A 16,957-nucleotide genomic window follows, 5' to 3' on the forward strand; every position below is an offset into this window, starting at 1 on the left:
GCACTACGCATCGAACCGCGCGCTGGTCACGCGGCTAGCGCAGCCAACGCATTTAGCGCTGAGTCTTGTTTTGCTGATTGGAAGACTGACCCTGCTGATTGCGGTCTTTTTCCATCTGCTGACCCGATTGGCCGGGTTGCTGACCCGGTTGGTTGCGGTCCCGGGGATTCTCCTGGGATTGTTGCTTTTGCGGTTGCTTCTGCTGGTCGGGTTGGTTCTGGTTGGCCATTACACGTCTCCTGAATAGAAGCGGAGATATTCCGCACTTATCCTTGAGCAACCGCCGTGCCCAACCCGGTGCGCAGGGGGGAAGCGGGGATGGCTATTTTCGGGGACGGAGGCAGCGGGCGGAATTCCCGCGCCGATCGGTAAAAACTACCCTTGCACAGGCGCTACAGCAAGGTGGAGTGCACAACCGGGCGGCCCGGTTCCGCTTCCTGGCTGGGACCGTCGAACGCATCCAGCCAAGACGACGCATAGGCGGCGGGCGCCGCCAGCGGCTCGCCGCCGTCGCGCTGCGTCCGCAGGCGCATGATCAACTCGTCAAGCGGCATGGGACGGCCCAATGAAAAGCCCTGCCCATAGCGGCAGCCGGCCGCACGCAGAGCGGGTATGTCGGCCACGTTCTCCACGCCTTCCGCGACCACGCGCCAGCCCAGGCGGGTCGCCAGCTCCGCAGCCGTGCGCAGAACCTCGAAGGCAACGGCGCTGCGCCGCATGCGCGTGACGAAATACTGGTCGATCTTCACTTCGGACAGGGGAAGCGCGGACAGCAGCTTCAGGGACGCATGGCCGGTGCCGAAGTCGTCCAGACTGACCTCGCAGCCCGCCTCTTCCAGCCGCAGCAGCGACGCGCGCAGCACATCCAGGTCGTGGATGGGCTGGTCTTCGGTCAGTTCGACGCGCACCAGCGACGGGGGCAATTCCGCGGCGCGTACGCGGTCAAGCAGGAAATCCACGCAGCGCAGTTCGGACAGCGTCGTGGCGGGCGCATTGATCGCCAGCGGCACGGCCACGCCGACGCGGCGCAGCGTCTGCAGCGCGTCGATGACCCGCACGCATACGCGTTCAAACAACATGCCGTCCAGCCCCAGCCGGTTCACCGCGGGGATGAAGTCGGCAGGCATGACGATGCCCAGTTGCGGATGCTGCCAGCGCACCAGCGCTTCGGCAGAAACGATGCGACCTGTCAGCAGGTCGACCTGCGGCTGCAACAGCACGCGCAGCCCATCACGTCCGGTGACCATGGCGGTAATTTCCGCATCGCTGACCACGGGTTGTCGGCAAGACTCGGTATTGATCATCGGCTTGCTCCAGATGCGTCCCGACAGGTTGCCTGCGCTGTCCGGGCGCAGATCGGAACACGATATTGACGCATTCTGCGCTCTCCACGCCATAAAGTCACACACATGTAACCAACGGTGTTAAGGTGCGCAAATTCATGTTTGGCGCGGGTTTCCGGGCGGCTCGAGTGCCGCTTCGTCCGGCTTTTGTGCCGCGGGTTTCCGCCGCGGGGTGCAATCTCCCGCCCTTGTCTTGTCGACATGGTAGGGTTGCCATCTTTCCGGCCTGCCCAGCCAATTTTTCCGCTGCATTTCATCCGCGTGACTAGTCTGCTTACCCGTTGGCGCGCCTCCCTGCGCAATGTGCTGTGGCTCGATGCCCTGCAAGCCGCCGCCATCAGCGCGGCCCCCGTCATCCTTGCCGTGCTGGTGCACGAACCGCGCCTGGGCTGGACCGCCATCGCCGCGTTCTGGGCCTGCTTCGGCGACCCCGGCGGTCCGCTGCGCAAGCGCGCCGGGTCGATGCTGGCGCTGGGCCTGATCGGCGCCCTGTACTGCCTGCTGGCCAGCGCCAGCGCCTCACATGTCTGGTTGCTGTTGCCGCTGACCTTTGTGTGCTGCACCTTCGGCGGACTGCTGCGGGTGCTGGGCCCCGCCGCCGCCATCGTGGGCACGCTGCTGTCGGCCGGCTTCGTCGTGGCCGCCGAGCTGCCGGCCCCGACGCTTACCGAAAGCCTCTGGTACACGTTGTTCTTCCTGGCGGGCGCGGTGTGGGCAATTTTGATGACGGCGCTTGTCTGGCGCCGCCGGCCCTGGAAGGACGCCACCCATGCGGTCGCCCACTGCTACCGGGGTCTCGCGGACTTTTCCGATGCGCTGGCCCGCATGTATTCCGGCCTTGCGCCGGCCGCGGGGCCGCAGGCCTGGAGCGCCGTCGTCCGACCGCAGCGCAGCGCCCAACGCGCCGCGCTGGAAGCCGCCCGCGTCCGGATCCGCGAAGTGCTGGACGCCCGCCCGTCGCGCCGGGCCCGCGCGCATCAATTGCTTTACCTGCTGGACAGCGCCGAGGACAGCTTCATTGCGCTGGTCGCCGCCGCCGACCTGCTGGAGTCCAATGCGCCGCGCTGGCTGGGCCGCAGCGCCGGGGCGCACCTGTCGCACGCGCTGCATCGCTACGCCAGCGTCTGCAACGCGATCGCCAGCACGTCCGACGTCAGCGACGCCAAGCAGGCCGAGTGCCTGCGCGAGCGCCTGGCCCACTACAACGCCGGACTACGCGACCTGCGCGGCGGGGCCATGGCTTATGCGCCGGACCTGGCCTCCGTGGTGCCGGTGCTCGACCGCCTGCTGCACAACGCCCAGGCGGTCACGCAGTCGCTGTTCGATCTGGGCGCGACCCCCGCCGCGCCCGCGCACCGCGCCAGCGATGGCACCGGCGCCCGGCAGGCCTGGCGCACGCTGCGCCAGAACCTGCGTTTCGAATCCGATGCCTTCCGCCATGCGCTGCGGGTCGGCGTGGGCGCCACCATTGCCGTGGCCCTGTCCAAGACCTTTGCCGTCAATCACGGCTATTGGATGTCGCTGACGCTGATCTTCATCCTGCAGCCCTACTTTGCGACCACCTGGCAGCGCACCGTCGAGCGGGTGATAGGCAGCGTGGCCGGCGCCATCAGCGCCTCGTTGCTGGGCCTGTTGCTCACGACGCCGCTGTCCGTGGCGCTGGCGGTCCTGCCTATCGCGCTGGGCACGTTTGCCGCGCGCACCGTCCACTACGCGCTGTACACCTTCTTCCTGACGTCGCAGTTCGTGCTGGTCAGCCACATCCAGCAGCCCGAGATCTACGAACCGACGCTGGCCGCACTGCGCGCTTTCAATAGCGTGCTGGGCGGCATTCTGGCGCTCTTGGTCGGCTTTCTGGTCTGGCCCGAGAAAGAGCCGCGGCAGCTGGCCGGCGCCCTGGCGCGCGCGTTGCAGCGGCATGCCGATTACGCCCTGGCGCTGGCCCAGGAAAAAAGCGGCGACGCCGCTTCCCGCGACATCGTCGGCCTGCGTCGGCTCGCCTGCCTGTCGGCCGACAACGCCGAGGCGTCGCTCCAGCGGCTGCAGCAGAATCCGGTGCATCGCGACCGTAACGTGGACACCGCCGTGAACCTGCTCAACGCCATGCGCCGCATCACGGCGGCGGGCACCGTGCTGGAGATCCAGCCAGCGCTGCCGCCAGAATCCCCGGCGGCTTCCGCACTGCGGGATTACGGCGCGGTGCTGGCGCACGTGCTGCATCCGGAAGGCTCCGGCCCTGTCCCCGAGGCCCGCGGGATGGCGGTGCCCGCTGCCATTGCCGAAGCCGAACCGGCGCTGGCCGCGCCGCTCGACCGCATCGCACAGCAGGCGCGTCAGATCCGCCAACTACGCGACCGCGTGCAGCGTGATCCGGCGCCGCAATAGCCGCATGCAATAGCCGCATGCAATAGCCGCTTGCAATGGCGGCTTGCAATGGCGGCTTGCATTGAGCCGGCGGGGCGAAACTCCAACCGGCTTGATGCGCATCAATGGAGCGCCCTGGTTAAACGGCAACCATACGGACATGGCTTGTTCAACCAAGGAGGCCCACCATGTACCGCCGCATTTCCGTCCACCTGGACCACGGGTTTGACTGCAAGCGCCGCACCGCGCTGGCGCTGGAACTGGCCAAGCGCCACAAGGCCGAACTGGTGGGGGTCTACGCCAGCTCCGCGCCGCCGCAGTACTACTACGGCGAATCCGTCATGATGTCGCGCACGCTCAACATCATGAAGAACCTGCAGGCCCAGAACCGCGGCGAGGTGCAGAACGCCTTTCTGGAATCCGCCGCCATCGCAGACGTACCGGCCGTCGTCCGCGCCGGTGAATCCTCGCCCAGCGCCACCGTCGCCCTGCACGGCCGCGCCAGCGACCTCATCATCGTCAGCCAGCAAAACCGCGACGATGTCGAGGCCGCCCACGAAAACGAATTCGTCGAACAAACCCTGCTGACCGCCGGGCGCCCCGTCCTGGTGGTGCCGTCCAGCGGCGAATTCCCGGTCGTTGGCGACCGCGTCCTGCTCTGCTGGGACGGCAGCCGCGAAGCCGCCCGCGCACTGGCCGATGCCACCCCGCTGCTGCAAAGCGCCTCGCATGTCGTCGTGCTGACCATGGACGAAGGCGCGGCCACCCGCAACGTCGAATCCATCCCCTTCGAAGATCTGGTCACCTACTTCGTGGCACACGGCATCTCCGCGCCGGACCACGTGCGCCGAGACATCAAGGGCGTTGGCGTCGGCAGCACCATCCTGAACGCCGCCGCCGATTACAGCGCCGACCTGATCGTCATGGGCGCGTACGGCCACAGCAAATTCCGGGAATGGGCGATGGGCGGCGCCACCGCCTCCATCCTGAAGAGCATGACGGTGCCGATCATGTTCTCGCACTGAAGGCTTAGCCCGCACAAACGCCGACGCCGCGTCCACAAAGGGCGCGGCGTCGGCGTATTCAATATCGGCGCATCCGCCGGCGCCATACTCGCGCCGGCAATCGGCCGCGCGGCATCACGCAGCCACGAGGTTCGCGTCTCGCACCGGCGTCAGCACCGGCTTGCCGGCAAAATGCGCCGTGGCGTTTTCCAGGAACAACGCCACGGTCGCCGCCACCGCTTCCGGCGAACGTCCTGCGCTGTGCGGCGTCAACACCACGTTGTCCAACTGCTTGAGCGCATCGGGAATGGTCGGCTCGCCGTCCACCACGTCCAGTCCGGCGCCGGCAATGCGCTTCTCGGCCAGCGCGGCAATCAACGCGTCCGTGTCGACCACGCTGCCGCGCGCGATGTTGATCAGATAACCGTCCCGACCCAACGCCTCCAGCACGCCGGCGTCCACCAGATGATGCGTGCCGGCGCCGCCGGGCGTGGCCACCACCAGAAAATCGGACTCGGCCGCCAACGCGCGCGGATTGTCGAAATATGTGTGGCCGGACTCAGGACGGGCGCGGCGGTTGTAATACCCCACGCTCATGCCAAAGCCATTCGCGCCGCGCCGGGCGATTTCCAGGCCAATCGTGCCAAGGCCCAGAATGCCCAGCCGCTTGCCGCTGACCTGCGGGCCCATGAACCCGCTCCAGTGCCCCTGCCGGACCCAGGCGTCAGCCTGCGGCAGCCGGCGCGCGGCGCCCAGCAGCAACGCCATCGCGTGGTCGGCAACGGACACGGCGTTGGCGCCGGGACCATTCGTGACCTCGATGCCACGTGCGTGCGCCGCAGCAAGGTCAATATTTTCATAGCCGACGCCCAGCGAGCACACGATGCTCAATTGGGGCAGCGCCGCCATTTCATCGGCGCGCAGGCCGGTGGCGCCGCGCGTCAGGACGGCACGAATCCCGGCGCCGTGGTCCTGGATGGCCTGGGCGCGGGTCTGGTCGGTGGTGGCGAGGATCGGGCGAAAGCCCTGGGATTCGATGAGGGGAAGATAGTCCTGAACGCTGTCGATCAGGATCAATAAGGGGATGCTCATGTCGGGCTGCGGGTCTATGAGGGTTGCTGCTGAAACCCGCAGATCTTACGCCCGACGCGGCGAGCGCGCCAGGACTGGCGCCGGGATGGCCCACCGATGCGGCGTGTGCCGCCGCAGTCCCTCCTGATGCGGCCCGCCAGACGCGCGCACGCGCCCGGCGGCCGTCAGCGCGTCAAGGCGCTATATGCGTCCCATCAGCAGCAACACAATGAGCACGATCACGACAATGCCAAGCAGGCCGCTGGGGTAATAGCCCCAGCTACGGCTATGGGGCCACGCAGGCACGGCGCCGATAAGCAGCAGGATCAGGATGATCAGCAGGATGGTCGACATAATGACTCCTTGGTCTTATTGGTTCGAGTTATGTAAGAGCGACGCCTCAGGCGTCTTTCGGCGGCACGATTTCCTTGACCGGCGGGGACAGCGGCGGCAGATCCACGTCCGGCTCATCGGTATCCGGGTCCACGGGCAGGTCGCCCGGCGGCGAGCCGGGGGGAATGGGGTCCGGCTTCGGCGGCACATGTAGTTGCAGGACGGTTTGCATTGCACTCTCCTCTGAAGATTCTCTCGCGGGCGGCGCTGCCGGTCCGGCGGGCGGTTCCGGTAGCACGATTGCCGACAACGCCTTCAGCAAGCGCCGTGCCCAAACCCGCGCGCCGCCCGGCGCGGGGCGTCCGGGAACGCGGCATGCTGGGTCGGGGCGCTACCGCGCGCACCCGGAGATTGAATGAGTACCCGCACGCAAAACGACCCGGATCCCCTGCCCGTCGAAGAGGCGGCGCTGACCTATGTGGACGACACGGAACCCGGCTACACCCGCGTGCGGGTCAATGGCCATACGTTCCACTACCTGGACGAGAAAGGCGCCCGTATCACCAACGAATCGGAGATCCAGCGCATCAACGCGCTGGCGATTCCGCCGGCCTACGAAAATGTGTGGATCTGTCCAATGAAGGATGGGCACCTGCAAGCCACGGCGCGCGACGCGCGTGGCCGCAAGCAGTACCGCTACCACCCGGATTGGACGGCGGTGCGCGATGCCACCAAGTACAAGAACCTCCTGTCCTTCGGCCATGCCCTGCCGCGCATCCGGCGCCAGGTCGAGCGCGACATGAAGATACCGGGCCTGACGCAGGACAAGGTGATTGCCGTACTAGTGCGCCTGCTGGAGATCACGCTGATCCGCATTGGCGGACGCGAATACGCGCGGGCAAACAAATCCTACGGCCTCACGACGCTGACGCGCCGCCACACCACCGTGGCCGGTAGCCGCTTCCGGTTCCGGTTCCAGGGCAAGAGCGGCGTGGCGCACGATGTCACGGTCACGGACCGGCGAGTCGCCCGCATCATCAAGCAATGCCTCGACATCCCCGGCCAGCAGCTATTTCAATATCTGGATGCGGACGGCGACAAACGTCCGGTGGATTCGGGCGCGGTCAACGCCTACCTGCGCCACGCGGGCGGCGGGGAATACACCGCGAAACACTATCGCACGTGGGCGGGGTCGGTCATGGCCTATGCCGCGCTGCAGGCGCGTCCATTCGAGGACGAGCGCCAAGCCAAACAGGAGGCCGTGGACGTCATCAAACAGGTGTCCAAGCGTCTAGCCAATACGCCGGCCGTCTGCCGCGCGTGTTATGTGCATCCGGCGATCATGGAAGCCTACCTGACCGGCACGCTGCCGGCCCGCAAGGCCGCGCCGGCGGGTCCTCGCGGGCTCAGCGCCGACGAGCGGCGCCTGCTCGCTTTCCTTCATGAACAGCAGGCGGCCGATGCGTAATCAGAAGATCGACGAGCGCGCGTTTTTGGCACGGGGCTGCGGCGCGGAACCGTCGGCCCAGTTCGACTCGGTCTTGTTGTCGACCACTTCGCGCTTGTCGCGGGCGGCCTCGTCGGGCGTATCGGCATCGGGTTTGTCCGGTAGATTCGGCACGTCGACGGGACCGCTCGGCGGCAGTATCTTAGCGTTGTCCTGCGCGGATTTGTCGGCGCGCGCCGACGGGGTGGATTTGGGTGCGGACGAAGGTTTCATGGTGGTCTCCAGCCAGTGCGAACCTTCATCCTACGGCCCCTCGCCCGCTGGACAAACTGTCAAGACCTTCAAATTGCAAGCGGATGTGCCGCCGGGCGCCCTGCCCTTGTGTGGCTGCGCGGCGTCGGCCGTTCACAAGGAGATGCAATGCGAGACCCAAACTTCGAGCAATGTGTGCAAGCCTGCTATGAATGCGCGGTGGCGTGCGACCAGTGCGCCGCCAGCTGCCTGCGGCAGAATCCGGCGCAGCTCAGGGCCTGCATCGCCTTGTGCGTCGACTGCGCGGCAGTCTGCCGGCTATGCGCGGCCATGCTGGCGCGCGGCGGCGAATTTGCGCAAGCGCTGTGCACGTTGTGCGCGCTGGTATGCGATGCCTGCGCGCGCGAGTGCTCCACGCACGAATCCGAAAAGTGTCAGATCTGCGCGGGCGCCTGCATCGCCTGCACGCTGGCATGCCGAGACATGGTCGAGGCGTAAGCCTCGTCCCGCCCCGCGGCCGTCCGGGCCGGCCGCGACGGCGCATTTTTCCGCCCGACAGTCAAGGAGCTTTCGATGGCCACGACGAATACCCCTATGCCTTCCGACTTCCCCGAGAACGGCCCCGACAATCGTGGCGCCTACAGGCGCTCGCGGCATCCGGAAAGCTGGATCGACGAGTTGGAAGCCACGCTCAGCGACAGCTCGGCAACCGACCTGGAGGCCTTGAAGGCGCGCCTGGGCGACCAGCTTCAAGCCACGCGTCAAAGCCTGCGAGACGCGTCCGACAACGCGCATGACCTCATGCGCGAAACCCTGGATTGCACCGAGGAATACATCCACGCGCGCCCCTGGCAGGCAGTTGGGCTGGCGGCGGGTGCGGCGTTTCTGCTCGGCATCATCGTCGGCCGGCAGTAGCCGGTCGGCACGGTCGCCGGGAACGGCGTTTGCTCGACTCTCGGGCGCAAGGCGCATCCCGCGCCGCCCAATGGGAGAAAACATGAGCACACCCAAGAACGCCCAGACCGGCGACCGCCCGCATCCCGTGCCGCCCATGCCGGGCCAGCACCTGGACGAACAGCCAGGCGTTGAAGCCGACATGGTGCTCAAACCGCAGTACCAGGCGCCCGGCTACAAAGGCAGCGGCAAGCTGCAGGACAAGGTCGCCATCATCACCGGCGGCGACTCGGGCATCGGCCGCGCGGTGGCCGTGCTGTTTGCGCGCGAAGGCGCCGACGTCGCGGTGCTATATCTGGACGAACACGAAGACGCCAAGGAAACCAGCCGCGCGGTCGAGGCCGAGGGCCGTCAATGTCTGCTGATCCCCGGCGACGTGCAGGATTCGGCCTTCTGCAACGAAGCAGTGGCGCAGGTCGTCAAGCATTTCGGCAAGCTCGACATCCTGGTCAACAACGCGGCCTTCCAATTGCACACCGACACGCTGCCGGAAATCAGCGACGAGAAATGGGACAAGACGCTGCGCACCAACATCACCGGCTATTTCTACATGGCGCGCGCGGCGCTTGAACACCTGAAGACGGGCGACGCCATCATCAACACCGGCTCCGTCACGGGCCTGAACGGCAGCGGCAAGCTGCTGGACTACTCGTCGACCAAGGGCGCGATCCATGCGTTTACCCGATCACTCGCATCCAATCTGGCCGAGCAAGGCATCCGCGTGAATGCGGTGGCGCCGGGCCCCGTGTGGACGCCCTTGAACCCGGCCGACCGAAGCGCCGAAGAGATCAAGTCGTTTGGCGAAAAGACGGATTTGAAACGCCCCGCCCAGCCCGAGGAAATCTCGCCGGCCTACGTCTTTCTGGCATCGCCCGAATGCTCGAGCTACATCACGGGCATCGTGCTGCCCATCACCGGCAGCGCCGGCGACTGAGCGGCTGGACATGACCGAGGGGCCGTACCTTTTAACGGCCGATCCCCCAGACACCTGCCGCGCCGTGCGCCGGACTTCACTTTTCCGGCACAACAGAAGCCGGCGCGGCGCGGGACGCCGGAGACACGGGCGGCGCTTCCCCCTTCGGCGCGGGGTGGATCTTCTCACCATTGACCGCCGGCTCACGCTGCAGCGCGCGGCTCATCGCATAGTGATCTTTCAGCATCGGCAAGGTGCGGACCGCAAAGTCACGCACCTGCGCGTCTTCTGACGCTTTCGCAGCAGTCTCAAACAGGCGGTTGGCGGTTGCGTGCGCGTCCACAGCCGCCTTCTGGATGTAAAGCTGGTCGAACGACGCGCCGGTCATGCCGCCCAGCTCGTGGAGCGTCGCGCGTTCAGGCTCGGCCGGCTGATCCGGCAGCGCCACGTTTTTCGCTGCGGCCAGCGCCTTCAGTTCTTTGTTCACCGCGGCGTGCTGTTCCAGCATCTTCGCCGCGAAAGCGCGCACCTGCGCATCCTGCGCGCGCTTGCCGGCGAGCTCGGCGGCCTGTACTTCAAACATGCCCGAGCCCGACGCCGCCTGCAGAAAGCGGGCGTCGGACGCGTCCAGTTCGGCGGCGTGGCTCACATGGCCAACGCCCGCCAGAACAAGCGCAGCGGCCACAGCCGCCAGCGAGGGGATGGTAAATGGTTTCATTGTTCTATCTCCGTGAGCGGCCACGCGGCCTTCAGTTCGCGGTGGTCGGCGCTTCGACGCGGCGCGGTGGGTCCAGCGGATCGAAATCCTGCCATTTGCCGTCCTGCCAGCGGCCGTTCGCGCGCTCGATGTCCGTGCCGCCTGCCGCACGCAGAATCTGACGCGCCTGCTGTTCGCGCCCGATATCCACATGCAGCGCCAGCATCACGCCCGCCTGCCGCACCGGCGGATGCGACTTCTCCGGTTCGCCCGGCGCCGTGCGCACGCGTTTCTTGCGGCCGATCACCCACATGGCGCCCGCCAGCGCACCGATATAAGCGCCCACGCCCGCTGCCGCGATGGTGATGAAGATGGACGCGGCCAGCTGCGCGGCGATCACCCCCGCCACCAAGGCGAACACCAAGCCCAGCAGCGACGCGCCGGCCACGGCGCCGAAGTGCCCGCCTTTGGCGTCCGGATCGGCGACGCGGTCGCCGCCCAACGGAAAGCGCCCGTGCTCGCCCGCAATGCTGACGTAGAACGTGTGGATGTCGTCCTCGGTATAGCCCTCGGCAAACAGCTTCTGGGCGGCCAGCGTGGCTTCGTCGAAGGTCTGGAACCGTGCAGCGACAATCAAGGACATGACAATCTCCCGGTAGAAAATTCTCCCAGCAGGAGCAACTTCCATACCCGCGCGGCGCCGCTCGGTCCTTGACTGGCAATCGCGGCATGGCGCTTGCTGCAATTCGATGGCAAATGGCGACGTCCACGGATGTGTCCTGGACGCGCTTTTCCCAACTTGGAGATTCCCATGCCCCGTATCCCCGACACCGACCTGAACCTTGACGACAGCGGCCGGCCCGACCTGGGCCCTAGCGACTCTTCCGATTCGGCCAGCGACCTGCCGCTGGACCGCCGGCACACCGACAGCGACTCCCAGGCCACCGGCGAACGCGAGAGCGTGGAACCGGACCTCGTGGACGACGACGGTGCAGACGTCGCCACCGATCGCATCACGGACGCAGACGAAGCCGGCATCTCGCGCGATGCGCCCGACCCGGTGCGCAATGGCGGCTAAGCCCGGCGCCTGCTTCGCGCCGCGCCAGCCGCGCAGCGCGAAGCGCAATGGTCACTTCCCTTCGGGCCGCTTCCCCGGATACTGACCGCCCTCCTCGTACTCGGGCCCTCCGTGGTTAGGCTTCTTGTCCGATTCCCGCTTGTAGGGTTCTTCCTTGTCGATCGCCTTATCCGCGCCAAACTGGCCGCTCTGGTTCGACGCTTCCGTTTCGTCCTTCGGGGTGTTGGCCTTGGACTTTCCCGGCTGTTGTTCGTGTTGGGTCGTCATGAATGCTCTCCTTGAAACGCGCCCGTCCGAAGATGGCGGACAGGCAGCGGCTCAATGCGCAAGCGCCGTGCCTGAAAAACCCGGGCACGGCACTTGCTCTGTCCCTGGTCGGGTCCGCCAACTACCGGACCAATTTCCCAAGGAGTCAGTCATGAAGCTGTCCAAAACGATTTGCCCCGCTTTCGCCCTGTGCTTTTCGGTCCTCGCCTTCCAGGCCTCCGCGCAGACTGGCGCTGCCGCCGTTCGCACGAACGATCAGATCGACAACCAATACAAGATGGACAAAAAGCAATGCGACGGCATGAAGGGCAACCAGAAGGATGTCTGCCAGCAACAGGCCGAAGCCACGCGCGACAAGGCCAAGGCAGACGCCAAAGCCGCCAAGGAAAAGGCCGAAGCCTCGCATGACGCCGCGAAAACGCGCAACGATGCCGACTATAAAGTCGGCAAGGAAAAGTGCGACGCCATGTCCGGTAATGCCAAGGACGCCTGCATGGCAGACCTGAAGACCCGCTACAACAAATAAGCGGGACTAGGCGGATTCCCGGGGCGGTCCACCCGCCCGGGAATTCTCGCCAGGCAGCGGATAGCCCGCTGCCGCGTATTCCTCAAGACGGTTGTAGAGCGTCTTGGGACTGATGCCCAGCACGGCAGCGGCTTGCTTTTTCACGCCGTTGCAGCGTTCGAGCGTCGCCAGGATAAGACGCCGATCGGCCTCTGCCAGCGTCTCTCCGACAGGCACGCTGACCTGACCGCCAGACGACTCGCCAGCCGGCGAGACCTGCGGCACCAGCATTTCCAGATCCAGCACATCGCCGTCAGCCATGATGAACGCGCGGCGAACAAAATTCTTCAGTTCGCGCACGTTGCCCGGCCATTCGTACTGCTCCAGTGCCGCAGCCGCTTCGGGCGAAAATGCCTTGTTCTTCCCGGATTCTTCGTTGAGCGTCTGCAGGAAGCGCTGCGCCAGAAACTGGATGTCGCTGCCGCGGTCGCGCAGCGCCGGCAGTTCGATGGGAAACACACTCAATCGGTAGTACAAGTCTTCGCGCAGCTTGCCTTCCTGCACGGCCTGTTCCGGATTGCGGTTCGTGGCGGCCACCACGCGGATGTCGCAGGCGATTTCGCGATTGGTCCCCACGCGCATGAACTGCCCCGTCTCCAGCACGCGCAACAGCTTGACCTGCAGGTCAAGCGGCATTTCGGTGACTTCATCCAGGAACAGCGTGCCGCCGTCCGCGCGTTCGAAGTAGCCCTTGTGCTGGCGGTCGGCGCCGGTAAAGCTGCCGCGCTCGTGGCCGAACATTTCGCTTTCGATCAGGTTGGGCGAAATCGCGCCGCAGTTGACCGCGATGAACGGCCGCTGGCGGCGCGGGCTGAGTTCGTGGATGGCATGGGCAGCCAGTTCCTTGCCGGTGCCGCTTTCGCCGATCAGCAAGGTGGTGACGGTGGTGGGCGCCACGCGCCCGATCTGGCGGTACAGCGTCTGCATCCGTTCGGACTTGCCGTACAGCTTGCCGAAACGGCCCGGTTCCTCGAAAGGCGTGCCGGGCAGCTCGCCGCCCGAATTGACCATGATGCGCTTGAGGATTTCTTCCAGGCGCTCCATGCAGATCGGCTTGACCAGATAGTCGGTCGCACCCAGGCGCAAGGCCTGGACGGCGTTGTCGACAGTACCGTGACCGGTCATCACCACCACTTCCGCGCTACTCGCATTAACGTTCTTGAAAATGTCCATGCCGCTGCCGCCCGGCAACCGGACGTCAGTCAGCACCAGGTCGGGCGCTTGCCGTTCGAGCTGGATCAGGGCGTCCTTGACGCTGGCTGCCAGGGCCACCGAAAACCCGCTATCGCGGCCGATTTCGGCCAGTGTTTCTCGTATCGCATCGTCGTCATCGACGATTAGCAGGTGAGGCATGCTATCTCCGTATCCCTTCTATAACGCTCAGAATAGTCACTATGGGGGCGGTCAGCGCAAATATTTTTCGGATTCCACCAACGTTTTCCAATGCTTGCAACTCGTCGCAATCAGAGAGTAGGCTGCACTCTACGATGCACTTATTGCAGGCCCGCTTCCGGGACTGAGGATCAAGCATGGCTAGTCGAAATACCGCTACGCGCACCACCGCGCCTTCGCCCACTTCCGTGTTCGCCGACACCAGCGGCATGTCGCCGCAGATGCGAAAACTGGGAAACCAGATCGCCCTTGCGGCGGCCACCGATGCAAGCGTGTTCATTATCGGTGAAAGTGGCGCTGGAAAGGAAATCGTAGCGCGGGCCATCCACGATGCGAGCGATCGCCGCGACCAGCCGTTCGTGGCGGTCAACTGCGGCGCGATCAGCGGATCGTTGGCGCATGCCGAACTTTTTGGTCACGAAAAAGGCAGCTTCACCGGCGCCGTGTCCCAGAATGCCGGCTATTTCGAGTTTGCAAGCGGCGGCACATTGTTTCTGGACGAAGTCACCGAAATGCCGCCGGACATGCAGGTGCACTTCCTGCGCGTGCTCGAAGTCGGCACGTATCAACGCGTGGGCGGCACCGACGTGTTGCGCGCCAATGTGCGCGTCATCTGCGCCAGCAACCGCGACCCCGCCGCCTCCGTCGCGGACGGCCGGTTGCGTCAGGATTTCCTGCACCGTCTGCTCGTGATTCCGCTGCGCGTGCCGCCGCTGCGCGAGCGCGGCGACGACGCCCTGCTTCTTGCCAAGCAATTCCTGGACACGTTGAATGCGCAGCATGGCACGCAGAAGACGTTTTCGCCGCACATGCTGGAAGCGATCAAGGCGCACGACTGGCCGGGCAACGTGCGTGAACTGCGCAACGTGATCCAGCGCGCCTACATCATGGCCGACACGGAGCTGGACGCCGAGCTGCTCACGCGCAAGCGCGGCCCGAACCAGGCTCAGATGCGCGAAGGCTCGCTGAACTTTCCCGTAGGTATGCCGCTTGGCCGGGCCCAGCGCGAGTTCATCCTGGCCACGCTGGCGCATCATGCCGGCGACAAGCGTCTGGCCGCCGAGACCCTCGGCGTCAGTCTGAAGACGCTGTACAACCGTCTGGATGTCTATGAAAAGGACGAGCCCGAAGCGGCCGCCTGAGCAGTTATTACCATCCCCTTTGTAATACTGTCCCAGCATGCCGCGTTCCCGCCGCGGCGACCCCTCTCACATGCGGTTGGCACGTTTTTTGCGTCTATGAATGGAACGAGCCGCCTTCCGGCGGCTGCCCCTTCAGGAGACTCGATTGGGCCACCCGATGCAAGAACTTCGCCTGCGCCAGCAAATGACGCTGGCGCCGCGTCTGCAACAATCCGTCAAGCTGCTTCAGATGTCGGCGTTGGAGTTCACTACGGCCGTGCAACACGCGCTTGCGACGAACCCTTTTCTCGAAGATCCGGACGAATCGGAGCCCGAGGCGGCCCCGGCTGCGCCCGGCGTCCGCGGTGAGATGACGGAGCAGGCCGACGGACAATCCGCGCCAGAACCCGTCGCGGCATCCGACAGCCCGGACATGGATGAACCCCCGCCCGACGCGCCGGCCTATTCCGGCGACTATCCCACGCACGCCCCGTCCGGCGGCGACAGCGATCTGGGCCAATGGGCCTGTGCCAACGTGTCGATGCGTGAGCGCCTGTCCTTCGAATTGGGCAACTACCACGTGCAGCCGCGCGACCGCCTGCTGGCCGAATTCATCATCGACGCGCTGGACGACGACGGCTACCTGCGCACGCCGCTGGAAAATCTTTGTACGGCCGCCGACGAAGACATCAATCCGATTCCCGACGAAAGCGAATGGATGGCGGCCCTGCGTCTGGTGCAGCAGCTGGATGCGCCCGGAATCGCTGCGCGCGATCTGCGCGAATGCCTGACGCTGCAACTGGCGGCGCTGCCCGACGAAGACGACGCCACGCGGGCGCTGGCCCAGCGCATTGTGCAGGATCATCTGGAACGTCTGGGCAAGAACGATTACGCCGGCCTGCGCCGCGCGTTGGCATGTTCGGACGATGCCCTGCGCGACGCGTGCGCGCTGATCCGGCGCCTGGATCCCAAGCCCGGCGGCCGCTACAGCGGCGACGCGCCGGTGTACGTCGTGCCCGATGTGTTTGTCGACAAATGGCAGGGACGCTGGCGCGTGCTGCCCAATCGCAGCGCCATGCCCCGCGCGCGTCTGCATAGCGCCTATGCGGACCTCTTCCGGCGCGCCCGGCTGGACGACCGCAGCCCAATGGCGCAAGAGCTGCAGGAGGCGCGCTGGCTGGTGCGCAATGTCGAGCAGCGCTACACCACCATCCAGCGCGTGGCCGAAGCGATCGTGAAGCGCCAGCAGATGTTCTTTGAGTACGGCGAAGTCGCCCTGCGTCCGCTGATGCTGCGCGAAGTCGCCGATGATCTGAACATGCACGAGTCCACGGTGTCGCGCGCCACGGTCAGCAAGTACATGACCACGCCGCGCGGCGTCTTTGAATTCCGCCACTTCTTCTCGCGCGAACTCGCAACGGAATCGGGCGGCTCGTGTTCAGCCGCAGCCGTCCGCGCGCTGATCAAGGAAATGGTGGACGCCGAAGATCCGTCCATGCCGCTTTCCGACGTGGCGTTGACGCAGCAACTGGCGTCCAACGGCATCCTTCTCGCCCGCCGCACCGTATCCAAATACCGCGGCCAGTTGCGCGTGCCGCCGGCAGAATTGCGCCGCCAGCATTGAATCGCGGCACCGGCATGAACCGGTGCCGCGATTGCTTGCGCGGGGACGGCCTTTGACCCCGACTTGATTCCCGCCGCACGAAAAAAAGGCTTCCTTCCGGAAGCCTTTTTGTGTGGGGCTGCTTACTTGCTGCCGCCCGTGTTCGGATATCCCGGAGGAGGCGCGGCGCCGCCGGCCGGGGTATTCGGCACATTGTCATTGGCTTCGCGCTTGCGATTGGGCATTTCCGACCCATGTTTGTCGGACTTCATGTGACCGCTCTTATCCAGGTTCGGCGGCGTGGTGCCGGTCTGGGGCGCCGCGTTCGGGGCGGGCGGAATCTGGCCCGGAGGCACCTGGGTGTTGGGCGGCACGGCAGCCCCGTCATTCGGCGTCGTGGACGGCGAGGTCGGGGGCGAGCTGCGGCCCGTGGATTGGGCATAGGCACCGCCAGCGGCAAGGCCGGCAATCATGGCAAACGCGCAAGTCATGGCACGGTATTTCATAGCGTAGCTCCTTCCTTGGTTGAAATGCTTCAACCTAGTCGCAAGCC

General features: G+C 65.7%; 21 protein-coding genes. 10 read left to right on the top strand and 11 right to left on the bottom strand.

Going from position 1 to position 16,957, the window contains the following annotated elements:
- Nucleotides 1-52: 52 nt before the first annotated feature.
- Together HV681_RS02655 and HV681_RS02660 are read right to left on the bottom strand one after the other, a co-directional pair.
- Nucleotides 53-229 (bottom strand): hypothetical protein, encoded by a 177-nt coding sequence (locus HV681_RS02655; protein ID WP_175121586.1) that lies wholly within the window; start codon nt 227-229, stop codon nt 53-55.
- A gap of 163 nt (nt 230-392) precedes the next feature.
- Entirely contained in the window at nt 393-1,304 is a 912-nt protein-coding gene (locus HV681_RS02660) for an EAL domain-containing protein (protein WP_175121587.1), read from the bottom strand.
- Between the two features lie 300 nt (nt 1,305-1,604).
- Between HV681_RS02660 and HV681_RS02665 the strand changes: the two genes are divergently transcribed.
- Both HV681_RS02665 and HV681_RS02670 read left to right on the top strand, forming a co-directional pair.
- Nucleotides 1,605-3,728, top strand: coding sequence for an FUSC family protein (locus HV681_RS02665; RefSeq protein WP_254594868.1), 2,124 nt, complete (start codon nt 1,605-1,607; stop codon nt 3,726-3,728).
- Nucleotides 3,729-3,895: 167 nt separating this feature from the next.
- Complete coding sequence (locus HV681_RS02670) at nt 3,896-4,732, top strand: universal stress protein (protein WP_175121589.1); 837 nt, start codon at nt 3,896-3,898, stop codon at nt 4,730-4,732.
- A 114-nt stretch (nt 4,733-4,846) separates the two neighbouring features.
- Here the strand turns inward: HV681_RS02670 and HV681_RS02675 are convergent, their stop codons facing one another.
- From HV681_RS02675 to HV681_RS02685, 3 genes are all read right to left on the bottom strand, one after another.
- Nucleotides 4,847-5,803 (bottom strand): 2-hydroxyacid dehydrogenase, encoded by a 957-nt coding sequence (locus HV681_RS02675; protein ID WP_175121590.1) that lies wholly within the window; start codon nt 5,801-5,803, stop codon nt 4,847-4,849.
- Between the two features lie 180 nt (nt 5,804-5,983).
- Complete coding sequence (locus HV681_RS02680) at nt 5,984-6,136, bottom strand: DUF3309 family protein (protein ID WP_076520934.1); 153 nt, start codon at nt 6,134-6,136, stop codon at nt 5,984-5,986.
- Nucleotides 6,137-6,182: 46 nt separating this feature from the next.
- Nucleotides 6,183-6,347 carry a hypothetical protein gene (locus HV681_RS02685; RefSeq protein ID WP_167427925.1) on the bottom strand — a complete coding sequence of 55 codons (165 nt, stop codon included), beginning with the start codon at nt 6,345-6,347 and terminating at the stop codon, nt 6,183-6,185.
- Nucleotides 6,348-6,530: 183 nt separating this feature from the next.
- Here HV681_RS02685 and HV681_RS02690 point away from each other — a divergent pair, with 183 nt between their 5' ends.
- A complete protein-coding gene (locus HV681_RS02690) occupies nt 6,531-7,583 on the top strand; it encodes a DNA topoisomerase IB (protein ID WP_175121591.1) in 1,053 nt (350 codons plus the stop codon).
- Here the strand turns inward: HV681_RS02690 and HV681_RS02695 are convergent, their stop codons facing one another.
- Nucleotides 7,584-7,835 (bottom strand): hypothetical protein, encoded by a 252-nt coding sequence (locus HV681_RS02695; protein WP_056561187.1) that lies wholly within the window; start codon nt 7,833-7,835, stop codon nt 7,584-7,586.
- Between the two features lie 147 nt (nt 7,836-7,982).
- Here HV681_RS02695 and HV681_RS02700 point away from each other — a divergent pair, with 147 nt between their 5' ends.
- From HV681_RS02700 to HV681_RS02710, 3 genes are all read left to right on the top strand, one after another.
- Nucleotides 7,983-8,312, top strand: a complete 330-nt coding sequence (locus tag HV681_RS02700) for a four-helix bundle copper-binding protein (RefSeq protein WP_175121592.1) — start codon at nt 7,983-7,985, stop codon at nt 8,310-8,312.
- A gap of 96 nt (nt 8,313-8,408) precedes the next feature.
- Nucleotides 8,409-8,729 (top strand): ElaB/YgaM/YqjD family protein, encoded by a 321-nt coding sequence (locus HV681_RS02705; RefSeq protein WP_224776797.1) that lies wholly within the window; start codon nt 8,409-8,411, stop codon nt 8,727-8,729.
- Nucleotides 8,730-8,811: 82 nt separating this feature from the next.
- Nucleotides 8,812-9,702, top strand: coding sequence for an SDR family oxidoreductase (locus tag HV681_RS02710; protein WP_175121593.1), 891 nt, complete (start codon nt 8,812-8,814; stop codon nt 9,700-9,702).
- Between the two features lie 76 nt (nt 9,703-9,778).
- On the opposite strand, the gene HV681_RS02715 is transcribed toward HV681_RS02710, so the two are convergent.
- The gene (locus HV681_RS02715) at nt 9,779-10,330 is read right to left on the bottom strand and encodes a DUF4142 domain-containing protein (RefSeq protein ID WP_254594869.1); all 552 of its coding nucleotides are present in this window, start codon (nt 10,328-10,330) and stop codon (nt 9,779-9,781) included.
- Nucleotides 10,331-10,430: 100 nt separating this feature from the next.
- The gene (locus tag HV681_RS02720; RefSeq protein WP_175121594.1) at nt 10,431-11,021 is read right to left on the bottom strand and encodes a hypothetical protein; all 591 of its coding nucleotides are present in this window, start codon (nt 11,019-11,021) and stop codon (nt 10,431-10,433) included.
- Nucleotides 11,022-11,189: 168 nt separating this feature from the next.
- Here HV681_RS02720 and HV681_RS02725 point away from each other — a divergent pair, with 168 nt between their 5' ends.
- Nucleotides 11,190-11,456 (top strand): hypothetical protein, encoded by a 267-nt coding sequence (locus HV681_RS02725; RefSeq protein WP_175121595.1) that lies wholly within the window; start codon nt 11,190-11,192, stop codon nt 11,454-11,456.
- Between the two features lie 51 nt (nt 11,457-11,507).
- Here the strand turns inward: HV681_RS02725 and HV681_RS02730 are convergent, their stop codons facing one another.
- Entirely contained in the window at nt 11,508-11,723 is a 216-nt protein-coding gene (locus tag HV681_RS02730; RefSeq protein ID WP_175121596.1) for a hypothetical protein, read from the bottom strand.
- A gap of 151 nt (nt 11,724-11,874) precedes the next feature.
- Between HV681_RS02730 and HV681_RS02735 the strand changes: the two genes are divergently transcribed.
- On the top strand, nt 11,875-12,249 hold the full coding sequence (locus tag HV681_RS02735; protein ID WP_175121994.1) for a hypothetical protein: 375 nt from the start codon (nt 11,875-11,877) through the stop codon (nt 12,247-12,249).
- Nucleotides 12,250-12,255: 6 nt separating this feature from the next.
- On the opposite strand, the gene HV681_RS02740 is transcribed toward HV681_RS02735, so the two are convergent.
- On the bottom strand, nt 12,256-13,641 hold the full coding sequence (locus HV681_RS02740) for a sigma-54-dependent transcriptional regulator (RefSeq protein WP_175121597.1): 1,386 nt from the start codon (nt 13,639-13,641) through the stop codon (nt 12,256-12,258).
- Between the two features lie 176 nt (nt 13,642-13,817).
- Between HV681_RS02740 and HV681_RS02745 the strand changes: the two genes are divergently transcribed.
- Nucleotides 13,818-14,822, top strand: a complete 1,005-nt coding sequence (locus tag HV681_RS02745) for a sigma-54 interaction domain-containing protein (protein WP_255595686.1) — start codon at nt 13,818-13,820, stop codon at nt 14,820-14,822.
- Between the two features lie 157 nt (nt 14,823-14,979).
- Nucleotides 14,980-16,425: an RNA polymerase factor sigma-54 gene (locus HV681_RS02750; RefSeq protein ID WP_175121598.1), complete on the top strand. Its 1,446-nt coding sequence runs from the start codon at nt 14,980-14,982 to the stop codon at nt 16,423-16,425.
- Nucleotides 16,426-16,547: 122 nt separating this feature from the next.
- Here HV681_RS02750 and HV681_RS02755 read toward each other — a convergent pair whose 3' ends face one another.
- Nucleotides 16,548-16,910 (bottom strand): hypothetical protein, encoded by a 363-nt coding sequence (locus HV681_RS02755; protein WP_175121599.1) that lies wholly within the window; start codon nt 16,908-16,910, stop codon nt 16,548-16,550.
- Between the last annotated feature and the right edge of the window lie 47 nt (nt 16,911-16,957).

The sequence above is a fragment of the Achromobacter animicus genome, from assembly GCF_902859585.1.
GTDB classification, from domain to species: Bacteria; Pseudomonadota; Gammaproteobacteria; order Burkholderiales; family Burkholderiaceae_B; genus Achromobacter; species Achromobacter animicus.

What these genes read in the sequence shown, in the direction of transcription:
- HV681_RS02695 (WP_056561187.1), bottom strand. Translation starts at nt 7,835, where the DNA reads ATGAAACCTTCGTCCGCACCCAAATCCACCCCGTCGGCGCGCGCCGAC.
- HV681_RS02690 (WP_175121591.1), top strand. Translation starts at nt 6,531, where the DNA reads ATGAGTACCCGCACGCAAAACGACCCGGATCCCCTGCCCGTCGAAGAG.
- HV681_RS02705 (WP_224776797.1), top strand. Translation starts at nt 8,409, where the DNA reads ATGCCTTCCGACTTCCCCGAGAACGGCCCCGACAATCGTGGCGCCTAC.
- HV681_RS02700 (WP_175121592.1), top strand. Translation starts at nt 7,983, where the DNA reads ATGCGAGACCCAAACTTCGAGCAATGTGTGCAAGCCTGCTATGAATGC.
- HV681_RS02750 (WP_175121598.1), top strand. Translation starts at nt 14,980, where the DNA reads ATGCAAGAACTTCGCCTGCGCCAGCAAATGACGCTGGCGCCGCGTCTG.
- HV681_RS02720 (WP_175121594.1), bottom strand. Translation starts at nt 11,021, where the DNA reads ATGTCCTTGATTGTCGCTGCACGGTTCCAGACCTTCGACGAAGCCACG.
- HV681_RS02685 (WP_167427925.1), bottom strand. Translation starts at nt 6,347, where the DNA reads ATGCAAACCGTCCTGCAACTACATGTGCCGCCGAAGCCGGACCCCATT.
- HV681_RS02735 (WP_175121994.1), top strand. Translation starts at nt 11,875, where the DNA reads ATGAAGCTGTCCAAAACGATTTGCCCCGCTTTCGCCCTGTGCTTTTCG.
- HV681_RS02680 (WP_076520934.1), bottom strand. Translation starts at nt 6,136, where the DNA reads ATGTCGACCATCCTGCTGATCATCCTGATCCTGCTGCTTATCGGCGCC.
- HV681_RS02730 (WP_175121596.1), bottom strand. Translation starts at nt 11,723, where the DNA reads ATGACGACCCAACACGAACAACAGCCGGGAAAGTCCAAGGCCAACACC.
- HV681_RS02670 (WP_175121589.1), top strand. Translation starts at nt 3,896, where the DNA reads ATGTACCGCCGCATTTCCGTCCACCTGGACCACGGGTTTGACTGCAAG.
- HV681_RS02655 (WP_175121586.1), bottom strand. Translation starts at nt 229, where the DNA reads ATGGCCAACCAGAACCAACCCGACCAGCAGAAGCAACCGCAAAAGCAA.
- HV681_RS02740 (WP_175121597.1), bottom strand. Translation starts at nt 13,641, where the DNA reads ATGCCTCACCTGCTAATCGTCGATGACGACGATGCGATACGAGAAACA.
- HV681_RS02745 (WP_255595686.1), top strand. Translation starts at nt 13,818, where the DNA reads ATGGCTAGTCGAAATACCGCTACGCGCACCACCGCGCCTTCGCCCACT.
- HV681_RS02755 (WP_175121599.1), bottom strand. Translation starts at nt 16,910, where the DNA reads ATGAAATACCGTGCCATGACTTGCGCGTTTGCCATGATTGCCGGCCTT.
- HV681_RS02675 (WP_175121590.1), bottom strand. Translation starts at nt 5,803, where the DNA reads ATGAGCATCCCCTTATTGATCCTGATCGACAGCGTTCAGGACTATCTT.
- HV681_RS02725 (WP_175121595.1), top strand. Translation starts at nt 11,190, where the DNA reads ATGCCCCGTATCCCCGACACCGACCTGAACCTTGACGACAGCGGCCGG.
- HV681_RS02710 (WP_175121593.1), top strand. Translation starts at nt 8,812, where the DNA reads ATGAGCACACCCAAGAACGCCCAGACCGGCGACCGCCCGCATCCCGTG.
- HV681_RS02660 (WP_175121587.1), bottom strand. Translation starts at nt 1,304, where the DNA reads ATGATCAATACCGAGTCTTGCCGACAACCCGTGGTCAGCGATGCGGAA.